General features: G+C 34.8%; 15 protein-coding genes and 1 tRNA gene. 6 read left to right on the top strand and 10 right to left on the bottom strand.

What is annotated here, in order from left to right; translation table 11 throughout:
• Nucleotides 1-30 precede the first annotated feature (30 nt).
• Entirely contained in the window at nt 31-2484 is a 2454-nt protein-coding gene (locus LB449_RS02925) for an NHL repeat-containing protein (RefSeq protein ID WP_224453565.1), read from the top strand.
• On the opposite strand, the gene lipB is transcribed toward LB449_RS02925, so the two are convergent.
• Nucleotides 2481-3185, bottom strand: coding sequence for a lipoyl(octanoyl) transferase LipB (gene lipB / locus LB449_RS02930; RefSeq protein WP_224453566.1), 705 nt, complete (start codon nt 3183-3185; stop codon nt 2481-2483). The two genes, LB449_RS02925 and lipB, sit on opposite strands and share 4 nt — an antisense overlap.
• 434 nt (nt 3186-3619) lie before the next feature.
• On the opposite strand from lipB, the gene LB449_RS02935 reads away from it, so the two are divergent.
• From LB449_RS02935 to lysS, 3 genes are all read left to right on the top strand, one after another.
• Nucleotides 3620-5023 (top strand): hypothetical protein, encoded by a 1404-nt coding sequence (locus LB449_RS02935; protein WP_224453567.1) that lies wholly within the window; start codon nt 3620-3622, stop codon nt 5021-5023.
• A 459-nt stretch (nt 5024-5482) separates the two neighbouring features.
• Nucleotides 5483-5920, top strand: coding sequence for a hypothetical protein (locus tag LB449_RS02940; RefSeq protein ID WP_224453568.1), 438 nt, complete (start codon nt 5483-5485; stop codon nt 5918-5920).
• A gap of 350 nt (nt 5921-6270) precedes the next feature.
• Nucleotides 6271-7962, top strand: coding sequence for a lysine--tRNA ligase (gene lysS / locus LB449_RS02945; RefSeq protein ID WP_224453569.1), 1692 nt, complete (start codon nt 6271-6273; stop codon nt 7960-7962).
• 104 nt (nt 7963-8066) lie between these two features.
• Here the strand turns inward: lysS and LB449_RS02950 are convergent, their stop codons facing one another.
• Both LB449_RS02950 and LB449_RS02955 read right to left on the bottom strand, forming a co-directional pair.
• Entirely contained in the window at nt 8067-8684 is a 618-nt protein-coding gene (locus LB449_RS02950; protein WP_343830065.1) for a polysaccharide deacetylase family protein, read from the bottom strand.
• A gap of 5 nt (nt 8685-8689) precedes the next feature.
• On the bottom strand, nt 8690-12010 hold the full coding sequence (locus LB449_RS02955) for a glycosyltransferase family 117 protein (RefSeq protein WP_224453571.1): 3321 nt from the start codon (nt 12008-12010) through the stop codon (nt 8690-8692).
• Between the two features lie 175 nt (nt 12011-12185).
• On the opposite strand from LB449_RS02955, the gene LB449_RS02960 reads away from it, so the two are divergent.
• A tRNA-Gln gene (locus LB449_RS02960) sits at nt 12186-12258 on the top strand.
• A 482-nt stretch (nt 12259-12740) separates the two neighbouring features.
• Here the strand turns inward: LB449_RS02960 and infB are convergent.
• The 3 genes from infB to rimP are packed head-to-tail and all read right to left on the bottom strand — an operon-like array spanning nt 12741 to nt 17302.
• Entirely contained in the window at nt 12741-15530 is a 2790-nt protein-coding gene (gene infB / locus LB449_RS02965) for a translation initiation factor IF-2 (RefSeq protein WP_224453572.1), read from the bottom strand.
• 55 nt (nt 15531-15585) lie between these two features.
• Complete coding sequence (gene nusA / locus LB449_RS02970) at nt 15586-16821, bottom strand: transcription termination factor NusA (RefSeq protein ID WP_224453573.1); 1236 nt, start codon at nt 16819-16821, stop codon at nt 15586-15588.
• Nucleotides 16822-16828: 7 nt separating this feature from the next.
• On the bottom strand, nt 16829-17302 hold the full coding sequence (gene rimP / locus LB449_RS02975) for a ribosome assembly cofactor RimP (RefSeq protein ID WP_224453574.1): 474 nt from the start codon (nt 17300-17302) through the stop codon (nt 16829-16831).
• Between the two features lie 136 nt (nt 17303-17438).
• Between rimP and LB449_RS02980 the strand changes: the two genes are divergently transcribed.
• On the top strand, nt 17439-18275 hold the full coding sequence (locus tag LB449_RS02980) for a universal stress protein (protein ID WP_224453575.1): 837 nt from the start codon (nt 17439-17441) through the stop codon (nt 18273-18275).
• Here the strand turns inward: LB449_RS02980 and LB449_RS02985 are convergent.
• The 4 genes from LB449_RS02985 to LB449_RS03000 form a co-directional block, all read right to left on the bottom strand.
• A complete protein-coding gene (locus LB449_RS02985) occupies nt 18272-19723 on the bottom strand; it encodes a hypothetical protein (RefSeq protein ID WP_224453576.1) in 1452 nt (483 codons plus the stop codon). The genes LB449_RS02980 and LB449_RS02985 overlap by 4 nt on opposite strands.
• 58 nt (nt 19724-19781) lie before the next feature.
• On the bottom strand, nt 19782-20573 hold the full coding sequence (locus tag LB449_RS02990) for a universal stress protein (protein WP_224453577.1): 792 nt from the start codon (nt 20571-20573) through the stop codon (nt 19782-19784).
• A gap of 97 nt (nt 20574-20670) precedes the next feature.
• Nucleotides 20671-21708: a response regulator gene (locus LB449_RS02995; protein WP_224453578.1), complete on the bottom strand. Its 1038-nt coding sequence runs from the start codon at nt 21706-21708 to the stop codon at nt 20671-20673.
• A complete protein-coding gene (locus LB449_RS03000) occupies nt 21701-22957 on the bottom strand; it encodes a PAS domain-containing sensor histidine kinase (protein ID WP_224453579.1) in 1257 nt (418 codons plus the stop codon). The genes LB449_RS02995 and LB449_RS03000 overlap by 8 nt, the downstream gene beginning before the upstream one ends.
• Between the last annotated feature and the right edge of the window lie 14 nt (nt 22958-22971).

Consider the following 22971-nt stretch of genomic DNA (forward strand, 5'->3'; position numbering starts at 1 on the left):
TTAATTTTGTTTTTTGAAATTCTTTTATCTATGCGTCATCTCTTTATAATTATTTGTGTTTCAATAGGTTTAAGCTCGTGTGATTTTAATTCAGATTCAACACAGGGTAAACTCATAGATTTTATTCCTTCTAAATCCATATTGATACTAGAATCTGAAAATCTTTCTCAATCTATCGAAGAGCTAACTTCTACAGAGCTATTTCAGAATAACGCTTCATTGCCTGTTTTTGCAACTATTCAGAATAATTTTAAATTTTTAAATTATTTTCAGCAAGATGCAGAAGCATTTTTAGTGGTGACTCCAATAGGTGAACGCGAACTCGCAACGTCGTTAATTATCGAAGACAAGTATTTAAACTTGGATTCTGTTCAGCTTAAAAAGCAAACCAGGATAGAGTATGCTGGTAAAGAGATTGCAGAATTTAAGCTAGAAAATGCCACATTCTATTCTACGCTCATTGATAAAGTAAGAGTTTCTTCGGAGTCAAAACTTATCGTAGAAAATGTGATACGGGCTTACAATAACCAATTCAAATTTGAAGAAACTTTCTATAAAGCCCATAAAGCTGCAACTGGAGAGACGTCATTTTTTATCAACCTTGAGGAAGCAGATTATCTTTATAAAAACGAATTAAAAGGCCTACACGCAAAGTCCATGAAAGGTTTAGGAAAGTGGCTAAGTCTAGATTTAGAGGTTTCTAAAGGCAATTACAAATGGTCAGGAGCGATATTAAGCGAGGAAACAACTGGTAAATTGAATTTATTTAAAGGAATTTCTCCAAAACCCTTCAGACTTCATGAAGTTACCCCACTCAATGCAACAGGATTTTTAAGCTTATCCTTTTCTGATTTTAAAAAACTTCAGGAAAATAGGTCCAAACAAAATTATACAGCATCCTCTCCTTTTAAATTTATTTTTGAAAATGCAAACGAGGTAGGAGCAATAGAATTGGAAAATGGAGGGTTAGTTTACGATGTGGTAAGCTCAAATGTGACAAAAACCTTAGATTCCTTATCTATCATAACACAACAAGAAACATCATTTAGAAACCAAACCATCTATAGTTTTGAGGCTGAGAATGTATTTGCAGATTTCTCTCCACTTCTATCCAATCATAAGTTTTCTGTATTCACCGTTTATGACAGCCATTTTTTATTCGCCAAAGACCAGGAGGTTTTGGAAAACATGTTGGTAAACATCAATAATCGCTCGATCTTGAGTGAATCTACTTCTTTTCAAACCGCTTTGGACAAAATGAGCTCTTCTGCACACATGGTCTGGGGAGGACAGCTTGATGGTGTTAAGAATAAACTTGAAAAATTGGCGACAGATCACTTTTTGCCCAACCTGAAAGAATTTAATACCCAGGGTTATAGTTCCACAATTATGCAAGCGACGCACGAGGGAAATTTTGCTTTCGTCAACGGAATCCTTTCCAAAAATAAGACGGAAGATAAATCAACTGAAGCCATACAGGTAAAGCGCATAAAACTAGAAAACACCATTACCTCCAATCCTTATTTTTTCACCAATTGGAGAACCCGACAAAAAGATATTGCGATTCAGGATGAAACGAATATGCTACATTTGATCGCAAAAGACGGGAAAACGATCTGGACAAAAGCATTGGATAGTAGAATTGTGGGTGACATACATACCTTCGACATCTACAGAAATACCAGATTACAGATGGCTTTTACGACTCAAAATAGACTTTATGTTATCGATAAAAATGGTAATAATGTTGATCCATTCCCACTAGATTTTAATGATTTTATAACTGAAGGACTTGCTATTTTTGATTACGACAATAATGGGAAACACAGATTTGTAGTGGTTCAAAACGATGAGGTGTTGATGTTTGATAAAGAAGGAAAGTTGGTGAAGGGTTTTGATTATAAAGCTCAAGGTAACATCAAACGGACACCAAAGCACATCAGGATAGGTCGAAAGGATTACATTTTGGTGGAAAATAGACAAGGCCTTAAAATTTTAAGCAGGACAGGAGCAGAGCGTGTCATGCCTAAGCAAAAAATATCAACATCTGGGAACGAGTTTGGCTTGCACGATAAAAGTTTTGTAGGAACTAATCAAGAAGGGGATTTATTAGAAATTTCTGAAAGTGGATCCGTACAAACCACAGATATGAATTTATCTGATAATCATTTTATCACGGCGAGTCCAAAGCATGTAGTGACCTTTTCTGAAAACAAATTAAGCATTAACGGTGTGAGTAAGGCTTTAGATTACGGTCTGTATCTGTCACCACAAATACATGAACAAGCCAATAGAACTTACTTTAGTGTAGTGGACCAACAAGCGAGTAAAGTCTATGTATTTGATGAACAAGCCGAATTGGTTTCTGGTTTTCCTGTCTTTGGAAATTCACAAATCAAACTTGATCTTGAACAACCCAACCAAATACAGCTGATCACTAAAGGCGATGACAATGCGGTGTTGATTTACACCAAAAGCCTTTAGGCATCCTGAAGTTTGGCTTCAAATAATTGAGAGAAATGTTTTTTTAGCTTTGTTTTGACTTCATCAACCGGGACTTCAGCTTTACCGAGTTCTACATTTAAGGAGGTCACAGATTTGTCTTGTATTCCACATGGCACGATGTTATCAAAATACCCCAAGTCTGCATTCACATTAAAGGCGAAGCCGTGCATGGTGACCCAGCGAGAAGCACGAACGCCCATCGCACAAATTTTTCTGGCAAACGGAGTACCTACACCTAGCCAAACGCCAGTTTCACCTTCACTACGTTCAGCTTTTAGGCCATATTCAGCTAAAGTTAGAATTACCATTTCTTCCAATAATCGCAAGTATTTATGAATATCAGTAAAAAAGTTTTCCAAATCTAAAATTGGGTAACCCACAATCTGACCAGGTCCATGATAGGTGATATCACCCCCACGATTGATCTTGTAAAAAGTAGCGCCTTTCTCGGCCAGTTGCTTTTCATCTAAGAGTAAGTTAGCCAGATCTCCGCTTTTACCTAAGGTATACACGTGTGGATGCTCTACAAAAATTAGATGATTTTCGGTAGGTAGCTCGGTAGATTCCCGACGGTTTTGGATTTTTATATTAAGGACTTTTTGGAATAATTCCTCTTGAAAGTCCCAGGTTTCTTTATAATCTCGCTGCCCCAATTCCAGGACTTTTATGGCTTTATTCATAATCATATTATTGAATAACAAAGGTAAACTTTATCAAGGATACCTTTGTTTTATTTTGAATTTACCACCGTTTCCTTAACAGTTTTTCGACAGTGAGCTTAGGTGACAGAGATTCATTATATAATTTATCCGGTGAACGTGAAAATTGAATTTAAAAGTCTGGATTGATGTTTTGAGAACAACTGAGGTTTTGATTTTTAAAAAATTACGGTTTTCCCGTAGCAAAAGTAGGGTCGAACCGTAATTGTTCTATATTCTAAAGTTATAGTATTACGTTGTTAAAAATTTACAAAGTGATTCTACACAAGTACACACACACACACACACACACAAGTTGAGGCATTCTACAAACGTGGAGAGGTTTTATATGGATTTACTTAGTTATTATTTTTATTGAAAAGAAAATTAATAACTAACACAAATTCATAATTTAAATGAAAACTTTATTTACAAAACTAGTAATTCTTTTGTCAATTCTCTTTATCCTCACAGGGTGTGAAAATGAAAATGATATTAATGAAAATCAACAAATTTATAATAGAGATTTTATAATAAATGATTTATCTTCCAAAGACTTATCATCAAACTCAATAGTTCAAAAAGGCTATAGAAAATTAAATTTTAAAAAATCAAAATTTGAAAACCATAATAAATCTTCTGTTAATAATATCTACAATTTTATCATCGACTCCTCAAGAATAAGAGAAATTTTGAAAGATAAATATATTTCTTATACACTATTAATAAAAAGACCTTTCAAAACCCCTGAATACTTTGAAAATTTGGTAATTGAACAAAGAGAAGATGAAGGTATAAATGCATACATAATAAAATATAAGCTGAACTCTAAAATTAAAGTTTTCGAAGATCATCATACTTTTTCTTTTGATGCTTCTAGCCATGTTATACCTCTTGATTTGGATAATCTAAACTTAGATTCAAAATCAAACGGTGGATGTATGCTAGTAGCTCAAACCTGGTGTAGTTGGGGTGGTGAGCCACATGTAGCAGGGCATAATTGCTTTATGGCAGATGACGGTAGGACTTATATTGCTTATGTTGTTGATGCAAATTGTAATGAAACGGGTCGTAATCCAAGAACTATTGGAGGTGGTAATATAGCTGATAATACCCCAAATCCTATTACAACTTCACCATTGGACTCTGATGGTAACCCTGTTGAATTCCCAAATTCAACACCGGTAAATGAAATTAATGAAATATTAGGTAATTCCCTTTCTGAAGATCAACTTTTTTGGTTATATGATCATTCTAAGCAAGCTGATCAAATTAAATTATTCTTGGATAATAATAATTCTACTGCAGCCTATTATTTTGCAATGGAAACCATTGTTGCCATGATGAGTGGTGCAGAAGTGGATTTTGAAAATGAATATAATCTTGATCTAATTCAATTTGAAAGTATTCAAGAATTTTTAGAAAATATTGATTCTGAATCTTTAGCAAGTTCGACATTGATCGACTTACAAGATAATATTGTAAATTCAATAGCTGAATTTACAATAAATAGAAGTCCATTGACTCCATGCAAGTTGGATGTAATAATATCATCAAATTATAACAGCCAAGAAGACTGTTATGATTTTGATAATGTAAATACAAGTCTTTCTGGTTTTACAACTCCTTACAATTTTGAACAATCTAGTGAAGTAAATTCTGTTATTGATGGTGATTATATATTTATTTCATTATCTGGAACACTTACAACAGGTCTAAATATCCAAGGTTATGGCTTGTTTTATAGTGAAACTATTATAATTGAGATTAGGATTAATAGATTTAATGGAGAATTCGATACTGCTAAAATAATTAGATAAATAACTTTTAAAATGGAATTAGTAACAGATATTTTAATTGGACTGAGTCCTTTTTTAGGGTTTTTCCTAATACTTTTGATAACCTATTATATAATTAGAATTTTTATTTTGTTAATAAAATATCTAAAATTGAAAATAAAACACTTAGAGGAAAAATCTGAAAACTGAATTTTCATATAATAAATGACTCTGCAGTTATCTTATTTAACAAATGAGGTGATTGCATAGCATTATTTGATCGAATTAACCATCCAAATAAAATATTTTTAGATTTAGACTTTGTTAACAATATTGAAAATTCTGTGGATGAGCAATATGTTGAAGAATTTTATAATGCCATAGCATGGATTGGTCTTAAAGGTACTCAAGATTACCAATCTTTAAGTTCATTAAACCAAACTAAAGTTCAATATGCTATTCAATTAGTTAATAATTATTGATTTCTAAAAAAGCAAATAAATGAAAAGTATTTTAATTTTATTTTTATTAGCGTCAAGTTTTTTTACATTCTCTCAAGTCACAAATGAACCTTTTTATTTAAAAGGAGAATCTTCCTCCATTACTGCCGATGAATATGGAAAATTATACTACACAATTGTTATAAATAGTCAGGAAGAAGATTTTAAAACTGACGCATATAAATTTGAGATCCCGAATAAAAAAGATTTCGAAAACTACCATAAGTTATCAGAAGTTAGGAAAGAAGTTGATTTAGATACTATTACGTTTAAAGATGAAAAACAGTTAAGCTCTTATAATCCTTGTGATTTACATAACTACATCAGCAGTAAGTCTATAGTTTACCTTCTATATGAGAATATTGATGGCTATTACTTTGTAAAGATGAATTATTTGGGAACCCAAAAAAATGTTGAAGTTTTAAAAACGGGTTTTTAGTTTATTTATAAGATCATTTTCCGTAAAACGGAAAAAATGAATAGCAAAGATATATACTTATCAATTTTAGAAAAAACCACCTTTATTGAGGTGGTTTTTTTCCTAAATCTTAAGCTTTATCAAACCTTTCAATTAGTCCTCTTACCCAAGACGTTTTTTAAAAGTGAGTTGAAAACATAAAGCTGGATGTCTAAAAACATCGATTCAACTCTACACAAATTCAGAAGAAATAAAACTACAATAACTTATAAGGAACATTTCTTAAAATCCTATAGCTTAAATCTTAGGATGGTAAACAATATTGTAAGATTGTCTTTATCTTTGCGGCTTTAGAAAAAAAATATAGACTCATGCAATTATCAGAACAAGAACGCGTAAGGCGAGATAAACTGGCTACTCTTAGGGAAATGGGAATCAATCCGTATCCTGCTGCTCAATATGATTACACTCATACTTCCAAACAGGTGAAGAAGGATTTTGAAGAGGGTAAAAAGGTTGTGGTTGCTGGTCGACTGGTGTCTCGTCGTATACAAGGAAAAGCTTCTTTTGCTGAGTTGCAAGATGGAGAAGGTCGCATACAGGTGTATTTCAATCGAGATGAAATCTGTACTGGTGAAGACAAAACTTTGTACAACGAGGTCTATAAGAAATTACTGGATATTGGTGATTTTATAGGGATAGAAGGGGAGTTGTTTACCACGCAGGTGGGGGAGCAAACCATAAAAGTCTTAAATTTTCAACTCTTAAGTAAATCTCTCAAGCCTTTACCGCTGCCCAAAAAAGATAGAGAAGGCAATGAATATGATGGCTTTCATGATGCTGAGCAGCGTTACAGACAGCGTTATGCGGATTTGGCGGTAAATCCTAATGTGAAAGAAATCTTCAAAAAGCGATCGGCTTTATTTACGGCGATGCGTGATTTCTTTAATGCTGAAGGTTATATGGAGGTGGAAACGCCAATTCTCCAATCTATTCCGGGTGGTGCTGCGGCGCGTCCTTTCATTACGCATCACAATGCTTTGGATATTCCATTGTATCTGAGAATTGCAAATGAATTATACTTAAAACGATTAATTGTTGGTGGATTTGATGGGGTGTATGAGTTTTCCAAAAACTTCAGAAACGAAGGCATGGATAGAACTCATAATCCTGAGTTTACAGCCATGGAAATTTATGTGTCTTACAAGGATTACAACTGGATGATGGAGTTCACCGAGAACTTACTTGAGCATTGTGCCATGAAGGTGAACGGAACAACCAAAGCTAAGTTTAAAGAGCATAACGTGGATTTCAAAGCGCCGTACAAGCGTGTGACGATGACGGATGCGATTATCCAATATACAGGGTTTGACATTACTGGAAAATCTGAAGAGGAGTTGAGAAAAGCCGCCCTGGACATGGGTCTTGAAGTAGACGAAACCATGGGGAAAGGCAAGTTGATCGATGAGATTTTTGGCGAAAAGTGTGAGGGTAACTTCATCGAACCAACGTTTATCATCGATTATCCTAAAGAGATGAGTCCTTTGTGTAAGGAGCACCGCGACAATCCAGATTTGACTGAGCGTTTTGAATTGATGGTTTGTGGTAAGGAAATTGCCAATGCGTATTCCGAATTGAACGACCCTATCGACCAGCGAGAGCGTTTTGAAGAGCAATTGAAATTGGCCAAAAAAGGCGATGATGAAGCGACTGAATTTATAGACTACGATTTCTTAAGAGCTCTGGAATATGGAATGCCACCTACCTCTGGACTCGGCATTGGTATGGACCGACTGATCATGTTTTTGACTGATAATCCCTCCATTCAGGAAGTTTTATTTTTCCCGCAAATGCGACCTGAAAAGAAAAAAGTGGAGTTAACGGAAGAGGAAAAAGTAGTTTTGGAACTGCTCAAAAAGGAATCTCCGCAAGAATTGGAAACCATTAAGTCGGCTTCTGAGTTGAGCAATAAAAAATGGGATAAAGCTGTAAAAGGCTTAAGATCCAAAGACCAGGCAACAGTAGACAAAACTGATGAAGGTTTGTTTGTGAAGTTGCTGTAAGAACTTAAAATCTTTTCTTTGTGAACTTTGTGTCTGCGTGGTAATATTTAAACCACAAAGGCACAGAGCGCTCGAAGTGTTTTTATTAAATGCATATTTTCTTTCTAAAGCTTTATGCTCTTAAAATTATACTCTTTAAAAGTTTTTAGTGTTTTCTCTAAAGCATACTTCATATTTCCTTCAGCTTTGAGGCTATCATGAAAAACGATGATGCTGCCAGGTTTTGCTTGGCTTTGAACACGATCAAAGCATTGTTCTTTTGAAATATTCCCAGAATAGTCTTTACTCAAAACATCCCACATAATAATATGCTGATTGTCTTTTAATATGGCTTTGGCTTGCGCTGAGGTACATTTGCCATAAGGTGGTCTAAATAAATAAGTAGACGATGAGTGGTTTTCGATTTCCTCTTTACAGCGTTTAAAATCGTTGAGATACTTTTCATTGGAAGTTTTCCAGCCGCTGATATGATGAAAAGTATGATTGCCAATGGCGTGACCTTCAGCAACGATTCGTTTAAATAGCTCTGGGTGTTTTCTAATGTTATCTCCTATGCAAAAGAAAGTAGCCTTGGCATTGTTGCTCTTTAAAGTGTCGAGTACCCAAGGCGTTACTCCAGGAATTGGTCCATCATCAAAGGTGAGGAACATTTCCTTTTTTGAAGAGCAAATGTTCCATACACGTTTAGGAAAGACTCTTTTCAGAAAGTCACTTGACTTCAAATTATTTATTCATTTGGAATTTGATCTGGACTTAATAAACCTTTACTGGAACTATCCTTTTCAATTTCTTTCATTTCTTCTTCATTCAGTTCTTTCAATAGTTCTTCATCAACATCTTCTGCTTCAGAATCCTGATAGAAATGACTGAACTTCTCTAAATAAGAGTTGAACTCAGCAGCTTTTTCTTTTACCAATTCGTTGTCTTGGTGAATGATCAATATGTCGACCAGGCTTCTATATTTTTCAATTTCTGTAAAAATCCTTTCGGCATGTTCTACTTGTTTTTCATAGCTCATTCCAGCATAGTAGTCAAGCCACTCCTGATAATTAGTAGCAAGTTGCTCCCAAATTTCTCTGGCTTTTTCAGGTTTATCAATTTGATAATAACCTGTCACAAAAGGTTCAACCAATTGATAATACTGATAATGCTTCACAGGGATATGTTTCATACCTAAGTCTAGAATATCTTCAGCTTTGTCGAGTTTGTTTTCTTTTATCAATTTTTCAACTAAGCGTGCAAGATTACTTCTGTAGGTAATTGCATTTTTACGGGTTTCAGGATCATGGTAGATATCATCGCTTCCGCTATTTCCCCACTCCCAATTCATGACGATATCGTACATTTTGTCTTCGTCGATGCGACCCATATCAAATGGATTGTCTGGGTTGACAGGCGTCTTGATAGGTGTGAGCTTATAAGTCACCCCTTCGAGTTGGAGATAATCTTTCATCCAGAGGTAGTCTTCATCCCTGAAGCTTCCTCCGGTAAAGTAAATAGGCCTATCCCAATCATTATTAGCTAGTAAGTCCAGCATCATCAAGTTGGGCTTATAAACCAGGTTATCCTCAAGAGTGATATAAATGTTAGATTCGATTAAATCAGCATCTTCTGGTTTTACAATACCGTTTTCAAGAACCTTTTCCTTATCGACCGGAACTCTTAAATTCTTGGTTGGGAAGGTGTTGATCACCTGTCCGCTTTGTAATTCAGCTTTTGTGGTTTCGTTTTCACTTTTGATATACTGTATAAACTTACCTAAACTAAGTGTATCGCTAATTCTAGGGTCCTCTTGAAACCATACGGCATCATTGGTTCCATATTTGTAATCATCATGCACCAGAGTGGTTTTAATAGGCTCACTTTCATAAGCCTTCCTTCTCATCTGGTCGATATACCAATCGGTTGCGAATAAACTGGTATTGATAGTTCTTACATCGGTTCTGTAGCCTTCTATTTCTTGCGCATACCACAATGCAAACGTATCGTTATCTCCAATAGTGAATAAGATGGCGTCTTCATCTACAGAATCCAAATACTTTTTGGCCATCGCGAGAGTAGTGTATTTGCCTGAGCGGTCATGGTCATCCCAATTTTCTGAAGCCATTAGAACCGGTACACAAAGCAAACAGATTATTCCTACAGCTGGAGCTACTATTTTTGGAGTAATGTATTTTTTCAAATAATGAAACAAAGCGTAAACACCAAGACCAATCCATATAGCAAATACATAGAAAGATCCTACTAGCGCGTAATCCCTTTCTCTTGGTTCAAATGGGCGTTCATTTAAATAAATTTTCAATGCTATTCCTGTAAACAAAAATAAAACCGTAAGCACCCAGAAGCGTTTAACGTCTTTGGACGCATGAAAAAAGAGACCGATCAATCCTAAGATGAGTGGTGAAAAATAATAAGTATTTCGTGCTTTATTTTCAGCTAAATCTGAAGGGAGATTTTCTTGTGTTCCCAATCTGTTTTCATCTACGAAATTGATTCCACTTAGCCAGTTACCGTCAAAATTTGTGTATTTCCCCTGATTGTCGTTTTGCCTTCCAGCGAAATTCCACATGAAATACCTCCAATACATATAACCCATCTGAAATTCAAATAGATAAGTGAAATTGGATGCCGTAGAAGGTTTCTCAATGTCTAAATATTGATTGAAGCGCTTTAAAAAGCTGATGTAGCCATCTGAAGATACTTCCCCATTTCTGAAATCTGATCGAAATGTACTGACTATAGACACAAGTTCTTGCTCTCCTCTGTGCTCCGGCTTTATAGAAAATTCCAGAGGTCCAGTGAACATCATGTAATTGGAAGCGTGCTGAGTGCTCCACATTCTTGGAAGGAAGGTTTTCTGTGCTGTATCAGAATTCTGCTTTGCATTCTTGAAGTCGTTTATGATGACATATTCACCCTTTTCTTCATCTTTTTCATAAATAGGATCATCATCCAGGTAAGGATTATCAGGATCTAAGCCAGCGAAGATTTCTGTAAATTGTGGGCCGTAAAACAAATGGGTCTCGGGATATTGATCTCTGTTGTAATAAGCTAAGAGTTGTTGAGCACTACTTGGGTCATTCTCATTAATGACTGTCCCGGCGTTTGCCCTTATGGGTAACATGATCCAACTTGAAAACCCAATAAACACAAACAAAATGCATAGCAAAACGGTGTTGATGTGGATATAGTTTTTTCGCCTTGTGTATTTAAGCCCAAAATAAAATGCCGCTACAACAAGTAAGCCCGCGATGATTGTCCCAGAGTTGAAAGGAAGTCCTATACTGTTGACAAAAAATACTTCCATCTTAGCGAAAAACGTAAGGGTGTAGGGGAGGAGTAGTTTAAATATGAATAGTAAAATTCCAACTACGACTATATTGGCGACAATAAAATTCTTAACTGTTATTTTTTTATAATTTTTGAAATAATATAAAAATCCTATAGCGGGAATAGTTAGTAATCCCATAAAGTGAACACCGAAAGACAAGCCTATGATCAAGCAAATTAAAATCAACCAGCGATTCCCTCTTGGCTTGTGCATGTCTCTTTCCCAGAGTAAACCTACATAGAACATGGCTGCCATAATGCAGGCAGCCATGGCATAGACTTCAGCTTCAACTGCACTAAACCAAAAGCTATCAGTGAACGTAAATGTAAGCGCACCAATCAGACTGCTTGCTAATATGGCTATGTCTGAAGCCTTTGTCTTTATTTCATTAGTTTTAGTAAGCTTCTTTAACAAAAGAGTAATTGACCAAAACATAAATAAAATTGCAAATGCACTGGCAACTCCAGACATGAGATTGACCATAAAGGCAATCTGACTTTCATCTGAAGCAAACATGGAAAAGAAGGCTCCAAATATTTGATAAAAAGGGGCGCCTGGAGGGTGTCCAACTTGAAGCTTTGCTGAAGTAGCAATATATTCCCCAGCATCCCAAAAGCTAGCCGTGGGTTCTGTTGTGAGATAGTAAGTTATAAGGGCTACCAAAAAGGCAAACCAGCCTAATAGTTTATTCCAAAGTGAGAAGGCATGCTTGGTCATTGAAAATATTTTGGACGAAAATAAACATTTATAAAAACTTATAAACACTTGATATTGTTTATTATTTCAACTTATTTTCAGTGAATACTTTGAACTTTTAAAATTTTAAAAAATAATTTTCAAAATGGGTTTGGTGGTATGAAAGTTAGTTTTATATTTGCACTCCAATAATTATTGGCCTATGGTGTAACTGGCAACACATCTGGTTTTGGTCCAGAAGAGTCTAGGTTCGAAACCTAGTAGGCCAACTTTATTCGAAAACCGTTTTCTTAATTGAAAGCGGTTTTTTTTTGTTTAATAAAATCCACACAATTTTTTACTTTACTGATCCTTTGTGTTTTAAAGATTGTTTGTAAAACCAACTGATTTCTAATTGCCACCACCCCATGAGAGTTCCAGAGTTTAGGGATATCAGAATTTATAAAATTTTGTTTTAAGTGGAAAGTAAAAATCTCTTGAATAATTGACTAAGGTGACCTCTTAGATGTCTTAAATCTTACTTTATGGCATAAAAAAAGCTGATTAATTAATCAGCTTTTTTATTCTGAGCTAGTTACTCAAACATAGGATGAAACATAATAGATAATATCTTGTTATGCTATATCACAAAAATAGCTATATATCCTTTTCTTGTCAATACCTGCTATTAGGTATGAGTTTGATGATCATATTTATAACTAAAAAAGCCCCACAATTTTGTGGGGCTTATCTTATTTATAAAACTGATATTTTATTTCAATTTCTTTTTGACTTCAATTTCTTGGAAAGCTTCAAGAATATCTCCTTCCTGGATGTCGTTGTAGTTTTTCAACTGCATACCACAATCGTATCCTTTAGAAACTTCTTTAACGTCGTCTTTGAAACGTTTTAGAGAAGTTAGAGTGCCTGTATGGATTACAATTCCATCCCTTATGAGTCTGATTCCAGAGTTTCTGTAAATTTTTCCTGTTAACACCATACAACCAGCGATCGTTCCAATTTTCGAAATCTTGAAGGTTTCTCTAATTTCTGCAGTACCTGTGATCTCTTCTCTCAATTCTGGAGAAAGCATGCCTTCCATAGCATCTTTGATGTCATTGATGGCATCGTAGATGATTGAGTACATTCTGATGTCGATTTCTTCATTATCTGCGAGTGTTCTAGCATTACCAGCTGGTCTCACGTTAAATCCGATAATTACAGCTTCAGATGCTGAAGCTAAAAGTACATCACTTTCTGTAATGGCTCCAACACCTCTATGTATAATGTTGACTTGAATTTCTTCAGTAGAAAGTTTTTGTAAACTATCCGTTAATGCTTCTACAGAACCATCCACATCTGCTTTCAAGATAATGTTCAATTCCTTGAAATCTCCCAACGCAATACGTCTTCCAATTTCATCAAGTGTAATATGCTTCTGTGTCCTTACACTTTGCTCCCTTTGAAGTTGATTTCTCTTAGAAGCTATATCTTTTGCTTCCCTTTCATCCTGCATCACTTGGAAAGTGTCACCAGCTTGTGGGGCACCATCAAGACCAAGAATTGATACTGGTGTAGACGGTGTTGCTTCTTTTACTTTGTTGCCACGTTCATCTTGCATAGCTTTTATTTTACCACTTGTGGTACCAGCTAATACATAATCGCCAATTTTTAAAGTACCAGTCTGAACTAAGATTGTAGAAACGTAACCTCTACCTTTATCAAGGAATGCTTCAACAACACTACCTTTTGCAAGTCTATTTGGATTTGCTTTAAGATCTAACAATTCAGCCTCTAGTAAAACTTTTTCTAATAGTTCCGGAACACCAGTACCATGTTTTGCTGAAATTTCTTGAGATTGAACTTTACCTCCCCAATCTTCTACTAAAAGATTCATGTTGGCTAAAGACTCTTTTATTTTTTCAACGTTAGCTGTAGGTAAATCGACCTTATTAATTGCGAAAACTATTGGTACTCCTGCAGCTTGTGCATGAGAAATAGCCTCTTTAGTCTGTGGCATCACATCATCATCTGCCGCAATGACAATAATTGCAATATCTGTCACCTGTGCACCTCTGGCTCGCATTGCTGTAAAAGCTTCGTGACCAGGAGTATCAAGGAAAGAAATAGTTTCACCTGTTTTAATTTGTACACTGTAAGCACCTATGTGCTGAGTAATACCTCCAGATTCACCTGCAATTACGTTTTCCTCTCTAATAAAATCCAGTAAAGATGTTTTACCATGGTCAACGTGACCCATTACAGTCACAATTGGAGCTCTAGGTTTTAGATCTTCAGGATCTTCTGCAACCGTTTCAGTCGGATCTTCGACTTCAGCACTTACAAACTCAACTTCGTAACCAAATTCTTCAGCAACAACACTTAAAGTCTCTGCGTCCAGTCTTTGATTCATCGTTACCATCATTCCAAGAGACATACAAGCAGAAATAATCTTAGTTACAGGTACGTCCATCATCGTGGCAATTTCATTGACGCTTACAAATTCAGTGACCTTAAGGATTTTACTTTCTTTCTCTTGTTGAGTAATGTCATCCTGAGAACGCTGTTTGTGCTGATCTCTTTTATCTCTTCTATATTTTGCACCTTTCTTACCAGAAGATCTACCTTGAAGTTTTTCTAAGGTTTCTCTTACCTGCTTCTGTACTTCTTCAGGAGTAGGCTCTTCCTTTTGTACAGGTTTTGCACCTCTTCTTGAAGATGGTTTTGCAGCACCTCTTTTGCCAGTAGGTTTGTTTGCTCCTGGTGAAGTGTTTGTTTTAGAAATACGCTTACGCTTTCTTCTTCTCGAAGCAGCTTCTTTCTCTTTTTCCTTCTCCTTTTCTTTTTTGGTTGGTGCTTTTTTGAATTGATTTAAATCAATTTTCTCGCCAGTAAAATTAGGTCCGGACAGTTTTGTATACTGAGTCTCGTGTTTAACTTCTTCCGCAGTTTTCTCCTCTTCTTTGTCAGCTTTATTAATCTGAGGTTTTTCTTCAGCTGTTTTTGGAGCTTCTTTTGCAGTTGTTGGCTGAGCAGGTTTTGAAGACTTTTCAGACTTATCCGATGTTTTTTTGCCTTTAGAGTTTCCTCTTTTTTCATCTTTAAGTTCAATTTTCCCCACTTGTTTTAAGCCAGAAATTTTGGACTTGGACCTGATAGTTTCTTCTTCTTCCTGGTCTGCTTTCTTTGAAGCTTCTTCAGCTTTGGACTTATCCTCTTGCTCTTTTGCTTTAGCAGCCTCAATCTTTTTCTTATTTTCTTCAGCTTGACGCTCTCTTCTGGCTTCCTCTTCTTTTTTCTTTTCGAGCTCCTGCTCTCTAGCAAGACGCAATTCTTCCTTTTCCTTTTTGCGCTCTTCACTCACCTCTTTGGAAGCTACTTTTTTGCTTTTATCAGTTTCGAATTTGTCTGATAAAACCTCGTAAACTTCCGAAGATATCTTCGTGGTAGGTCTTGCTTCAATTTCGTAGCCTTGAGTATTTAAGTATTCCACAGCACGATCCAGTGAAATGTTAAAATCTCTCAGTACTTTATTTAATCTTGTTTGTTTTGATTCAGCCATAAATTGCCTCTAATATTAGCTCTTATATAATGTTACAAAGATGAGTTTAAATAATCTATTCTTCAAACTCTTCTTTTAAAATTTTGATAACGTTCAAAACAGTTTCTTCTTCCAAGTCTGTTCTTCTTACGAGATCGCTTACTTCTAATTCCAAGATACTTTTTGCAGTATCCAAACCTATTCTACTAAATTCTTTGATCACCCAGTCTTCAATTTCATCTTTGAATTCTGTCAATTCAACATCTTCTTCTTCAATTCCATCTCTGAAGACTTCAATGTTGTAACCTGTAAGTTGTCCTGCAAGTCTAATGTTGTGTCCGCCTCGGCCAATAGCTTTAGAAACCTCTTCTGGTTTCAAAGTCACCTCTGCATATTTTTTTTCTTCGTTCAGTTTGATGTTAACGATTTTTGCAGGACTTAGCGCTCTTTGTATGTAAAGTTGTGGGTTATTGGTGTAGTTGATGACATCAATATTTTCATTCCCCAATTCTCTTACAATCCCGTGAATACGAGATCCTTTCATTCCTACACAAGCTCCAACTGGATCAATCCTGTCATCATAAGTATCAACAGCTACTTTAGCTTTTTCGCCTGGTATTCTTACTGCATTCTTTACAGTGATCAATCCATCAAATACTTCAGGTATTTCTTGCTCAAATAATTTTTCTAAGAACATTGGTGATGTTCTTGACAATATGATTATTGGCTTGTTTCCCTTAAGCTCAACTTTTTCAATGACACCTCTTATATTGTCACCCTTTCTGTAAAAGTCAGAAGGGATTTGATGTTCTTTAGGAATGATAAGTTCATTCCCATCATCATCGAGTAAAATAACCACATTGTGTCTTACGTGGTGAACTTCAGCAGAATAAATTTCACCGATTAAGTCTTGGAAATACTTAAAGGTATTGGTGCTGTCATGTTCATGTATTTTTGAAATCAAGTTTTGTCTAAGAGCTAGAATTGCTCTACGGCCCAATTGAAAAAGCTTTACTTCTTCGGAAACATCTTCTCCAACTTCAAAATCGGGTTCTATCTTTCTGGCATCAGTAAGGGATATTTCAGCATTATCATCTTCTACTTCGCCATCATTAACAACAATTCTATTTCTCCAGATTTCTAAATCTCCTTTATCTGGGTTGATGATAATATCAAAGTTATCATCTTGTCCAAACTTCTTTTTCAAAGCGTTCCTGAAAACGTCTTCTAGAATAGCCATTAAGGTTACTCGATCTATTAATTTATCGTCTTTAAATTCAGAAAACGAGTTGATCAAATCGATGTTTTCCATAATATCTTTATTTGTTAAAATTTATTATAACTTGAGCTTTTACGATATCATCGAAAGCTATTTTTGCTTCTTTCTGCACTTTATGTTTACCCTTGCCAACAGGCTTAGGTTCTTTAGCTACCCACTTCAGGTGGATTATATCATCTTCAACGCCTATTAAATCAGCCTCTATCTTCTCTTCTTCTGTAACTACAGATAATTTTCTTCCGACATTTTTTTGGAATTGTCTGAGGTGTTCCAGTGGTTCGGTAGCACCACATGAAGCAACTTCCAGCGAGAAATCTTCAATTTCCCTATCCAGATTATGTTCTATGGCTCTGCTGATGTTCACACAATCTGAAATAGATAAATCCCTATCACCATCAATTATGACTTTGATATTATTACCATTAGAAATCTGTAAATCAATTAGGAATAGACTTTCATCCTCTTGAAGACCCTCTTTTACCAAGGTCATTATTTGCTCTTTCTCTAAAGCCATTCAATACTTATAAAAAGAGGGGACTAATTTGTCCCCTCATATTCAAAACTTTGCAAATGTAATAATAATTTATCAGTTATAAAAGAGCCTGTTTTTTTATAATTTAAAGTAATTTAGGTACTATATATAATCTACCATGAAAAGAATTCTTGTTCCTACAGATTTTTCCTTGCCAGCAGACAATGCACTCAAAGTCGCTTCGCAAATCGCAAAAAAATATGATGGTGAAATTTATATTCTTCATCTGCTGGAGCTACCTCTGCAACTCATCGATCCTCTCAATGAAGGAGTAGGCGGTGATCTTCCTGAGTCGATGTTTTTTCTAAAGCTTGCACACAAAAAATTTACTGAGTTACTGGACAGGATGAGTTATCATCTTGATGGAATCAAAATTCATGAAGTAGTAGAATTTGATTCTACTTCAGAAGGTGTGCTTTCAACGGTTAAAAAATACGATTGCGATCTCGTAATCATTGGATCCAATGGTTCTGATGGTTTGCAAGAAATATTAATTGGGTCAAATACAGAAAAAATCGTCAGATCTTCAAAAATCCCTGTTTTGGTCATCAAAAAAGAGGTGCCCGTTTTCAAGATTGAAAACTTTGTATTTGTATCAAATCTTACAATCAAGAATAGAAAAGCTTTTAAATCAGCATTTGAATTTTCAAAAATTTTAGATGCTAAATTCCATCTTGCCTATATAAATACCCCCAACAAATTTAAAACTACAAAGGAGATAGATTCCTTTTTAGATGAATTCATAAAAGGTATCAACTACAACACTTCTCAATTTCATATTTATAATGACGTGACTGTTGAGAGAGGAATACGAAATTTTTCATCCAAAATTAATGCGGATTTAATAGGAATCGGAACTCATGGGAGGAAGGGTATTTCACACTTTGTAAGCGGCAGTATCGCTGAGGATGTCGTAAATCACATCCAAACACCAATACTAACTTTTAAGATTTAAAGCAGGGATTTCTTGAGACCTTGGAAATGAAAGTTCCAAACGTAATTCCAAAAAGATTTGGTATTGTCCCTTTCTACAACTTTAATCTTGTGATTGTCATCAACATCTTTGTTCTTCAAAAATACATTGCTTAATAGACTTGCAAAATTATTCTTAGAACCATCTTTTTTTAGAATATTCAATCTCAGTTTTTTGTAAGCAATTGAAAAGTCACCATTCATTTTAGAGTTATTCCCATTTATATTTGTTCTAATATCATTGATCTCACCATCCAATTTCATGCGCATCGCAGGACCAAAAAAGTCATTGATGGAAGAATCTTTGATTTGCCTCAACCGTGTTGTCACATAAAACTGCTCATGATCTGGAACAAAATTATAGTCGAATAAGATTTCAGAATTTTCTGTAAACTTTGCATTCGCCTGAACTTTAATATTTGGATGATCGGCTTTCAAAGAATTGTGAATGTTTGTAATTTCTGCTTGGATGGAATTAAATTGAATCTGCCCCGGCTTAAGGTCTTTATCGATTAATTCCTGGTACGTAAGGTTGAGGTTAGAAACCAGAAGAGAGTCAATAGATAGCTGGAAGTTTAAATTTCTTAAGCTTTCACTATACAAATTTTTAATAGACGTGTCGTCTGCGATTGTTTTATCTCTGTAAATATTGAAGGAGGTAGTGTCAATTAAGATTTTATTGAAAACGATGCTTTTTAAACTATTTTTATTTTCAAAATCAAAACCAGTTGCTTGAATGGCTTTAGATTTCAAGGTCATCAAATCCTTCTCAGTCTCAATATGTTTTACATAATTGCTTTTTTTGAATTTTGGTTCTATACTGAATTCGCTAAGGGTAAATCTAGCATTTTCGTATAAAAACTTTTCGCTTTTAAGATTATGTAAAAGGTCGAGTTCATACCGTAGATCTTCTGCTTCAATTCTCAAAGTTTTATTTCCAAGCCATGAAAAATCTTCCATACTTGACCATTGAAGATCCTCAATTTCAAGTTGAAAATTTGAAATTGTAAAATCGGTTTTGTTTTCTTTCTTAATTCTGATTTTGGAATTTTTTAATTGCAACTTATCGATTTGAGTGAAGTCCAGTTTTTTGTTTGAGATTTTTTCAGAATCTGGAGACGAGATTATTTTTAGATCTAAGCCATCTGCATCAACGTTTTGAATCCTGATTTTACTATTGATTACATAATGAATTAAATCCAAATTGATATCAATTGTCTCGATATAAATCTGCTTACTGGTATCAGTAAAATTAACATCTTCTAGCCCCAAACTACCAGTCAGAGAGTTAATGCTTATGCCAGAGTAGGTCAGGTTTTTTTCTTCAGATAATAAGGAGTCAATTCTTTTGCTTACCAAAAAGTTGATGGTTATGTAGCCCGCTATAATTAAAATTAGAAAAATAAGAATGTAGCGCAAATAAATTTTCATATACAATTGATTAGGATTTTTGAAATTAAACAAAAAATCATCAGCTGAATATTAAGTCTTATAACTTCCTGGAATCGTGCAAGAATAGAATAGGTATTTCTGGACGACAAAGCGAGCTTTTGGAAGTGCTAAATAAATCCTGAAAAATGCTCAAATTTTTAGCCATGACCATAACCAAATCAAAGCCATCAATACAAGAAGCTTTGTTAGTAGAGTAAATTTCTTTCACGCTTTTAAATTCTAAAGAGTTTATTACTTTAGAAATTAATTCTTTAGAATGTTTTCTGTTTGGGCCTAAAGTTTTATTTAAGCCGGTTGGGAGAAGGGAAAGATGGGTTTGGTTGACAAAAGGTAGAGAGGTCAAAATATTAAAAATACTATAATCAGAAGTAATTGAAAAATCTGTTGGTAATAATGCTTTTTGCGGCAGTTTAATAGTTGCTTCTTCAGGAACCAAAACAACCGAACATTTCACTTTCGTAATGATCTCTAGTGTTTTTTTGTCAAAGAAAAGGCCAGTATTATAGTCGCCTTTGTTGGAATTCCCGAGCATAATTAAATCTGTGTGTTGTTCTGCTATAACATTGCGTATACTTTCAATATAGGCGCCTTCTATAAATTTTATTTGTATTTGGTCAATATGATAGCCATTCAACTCCAGAAGATTTTGATCTTTCTTCAATTTTTGATTGAAAACGACACTGCATTTTCCGCTACAGCTTTTGCTTTCGCAAGGTGTTTTTATGTGTAAAATTGTAAAATTAACCTTTTGATTTTTAAAAAGCGTTGCGGCATAATCCAACATATGGGTGGATGCAGAAGAAAAGTCTGAAAGCAATACTACATTCATAGATAGAATTCTATGAATGCAAATGTATATGGAGAGTCAAATTCAAAATATGATAAAAATCAGATTCCCTTTTATTGGACCTATTTAATTGAGTTTTTTATACAATTTTTTCCAAAGCTTCAAAATCATTTATTTTGATGTTTCTTCCTTCAACTTCAATAATACCTTCTTTTTTAAAGGTGGAAAGTGTTCGTATTAAGCTTTCTGAAGCTATTCCCGCGACAGCTGCAAGATCTGCTCTTGAAATTCGAATCTGGCTGAGTTTGTTTTTTTTCAACCGTTCAGAAAATAGTAAAATGCTTTGAGCTGTTTTTTTTCTTACTGAGCTGTAAGCCATGTCCATCAATTGAGACTTGGTCTCACTTAGGTGATCGCCAAGTTGATCTATGAATTCAAACATAACCTGGGGATGTTGATAGAAGAGGTCTTTGACTTTTTCTGTTGATATCTCAAAGAGTGAAGCATTCTCCATTGCGGAAGCAAATTCAGAAAAACTAGATTGCTTTGTAAAACTTAAATTTCCAAAAATGTCATTTACTTTATGGATAGCAGTGATGAGTTCTTTTCCGTTTTCGTCGAGCTTGTAAGTTTTTACTACCCCTTTTTCAATGAGGTATATTGAATTTGAAGTTTTTCCACTTTCAAAAATTGTTTCTCCAGATGCAAAGCTTTTGACTGGCTCGCTTTTAAAAATTTCTTTCAAAGCTTCAAAAGACTGCAAGTGTGAGCCTGTTTGTTGTTTGGTTTGAGGCGAGTTCAAAATATCTGCTTTTGCAAGTCTGCTCTCAATAGCATCTATTAATTCTTCTTCCTCAAAAGGTTTGGTTAGATAATCATCAGCACCAAGATTCATTCCTCTTCTTACGTCTTTATGGTCTGTTTTAGCTGAGAGAAAAATAAAGGGTATTTTTCGTAAGGAGTCATCTTTAGACAGATTTTCTAAAACCTGGTAACCGTCCATTTCTGGCATCATAATATCACATATTACAACATCTGGCTGAAAAACCGGAGCTTTTTCCACACCTATTTTTCCATTTGAAGCCGTTTCTACTTTATAATTGGACAGTTCAAGAAGTTCTGCAGTGTTTTCTCTTACTGTCTTATCATCTTCTATTAATAAAATCTTTTTACTCATGGACCTTGGGAATTTCTATATAAAATATGGTGCCTTTACCTTCTTGAGATTCAAAACAAATAGAACCGTTCAGGTTTTCAAGATGAACTTTTGCAATATTCAAACCTATCCCAGTCCCCTGATTATTAAGAGCATTTTCTGCCCTAAAGTAGCGTTCAAAGATATGTTTTTGATCCTCTTTTGGAATGCCCATTCCTTCATCCTTTATTCTGAGTTTGATTAAGTGATCATCAGAGGTTTCAACCTCAAAATGAATTGTAGTATCTTCTGAAGAATATTTTATAGCATTGCTCAATAAATTGGATAAAATCAATTCCAGAACATGCTTGTCTTGTCTTAAACTAATGTCTTCCAGATGACGTGGGTAAATGATCTCTTGTCCATCTTTTAAGGTGACATTGGCATTGTAAATCACTTCGTTGACAAGAGTGATGAGGCTAAACTCTTCAAATTTATAAGTGACTTTTCCAGATTCTAGACGTTCAATCGATAAAAAGTCGTTAAGAATTCCAGTAAGATAATGGACTTTATTTTTTATGGTATTGAGATGCTTTTCTCGCTTCTCTTGTTGTTTGGTTTCTGTGTATTTTTTGGCCAACGTGGAAGAGGTGAGAATGCCGCTTAGTGGCGTTTTGAACTCATGAGAAACAAGGGACAGAAATTTGGTTTTCAACTCATTCAGTTCTATTTCCTTTTGTAGTGCCTTTTTAGTTTTGGCTTCTGCCTCCTTACGCTTCAAAATTTCACTTCCTAGCTTTGAGTTGAGATCCTGAAGCTCGTTTATTGTTAACTTTAGCTCTTCTGTACGCTGTTCAATCTTTTCTTCAAGATCCTTATTAAGTTCTTCAATCTCAAGTTTTTGATTTTGTCGTTCAGTGATATCACTTATCAATGACATGACATAACGCTTACCATCAAAAATAAATGGATTGAGACCAGCCTCTACAGGGAAAATTTCGCCATTTTTCTTTAAACCGTGTAGGTTTCTTCCATGACCCATCTGCCTTTTTTCAGAATTGTCTATGAATTTATCTACGTGTTTGTGATGATTTGCTCTGTATTTCTTTGGAATAAGAGCATCTAAATGTTTTCCTATTAATTCTTTCTTATCATATCCAAACATATCTTGTGTAGCTGAATTAATTTCAACAACATGTTGAGTTTCATCTACCACAATTATTCCTTCGGAGATGCCCTCAAAAAGGAGACTGAATATTTTGGAGTTTTTCTGAAAGTCGGTTTGGCTCAAGATAAAAACTGTTT

Source organism: Psychroflexus lacisalsi (assembly GCF_020164495.1).
GTDB lineage: Bacteria > Bacteroidota > Bacteroidia > Flavobacteriales > Flavobacteriaceae > Psychroflexus > Psychroflexus lacisalsi.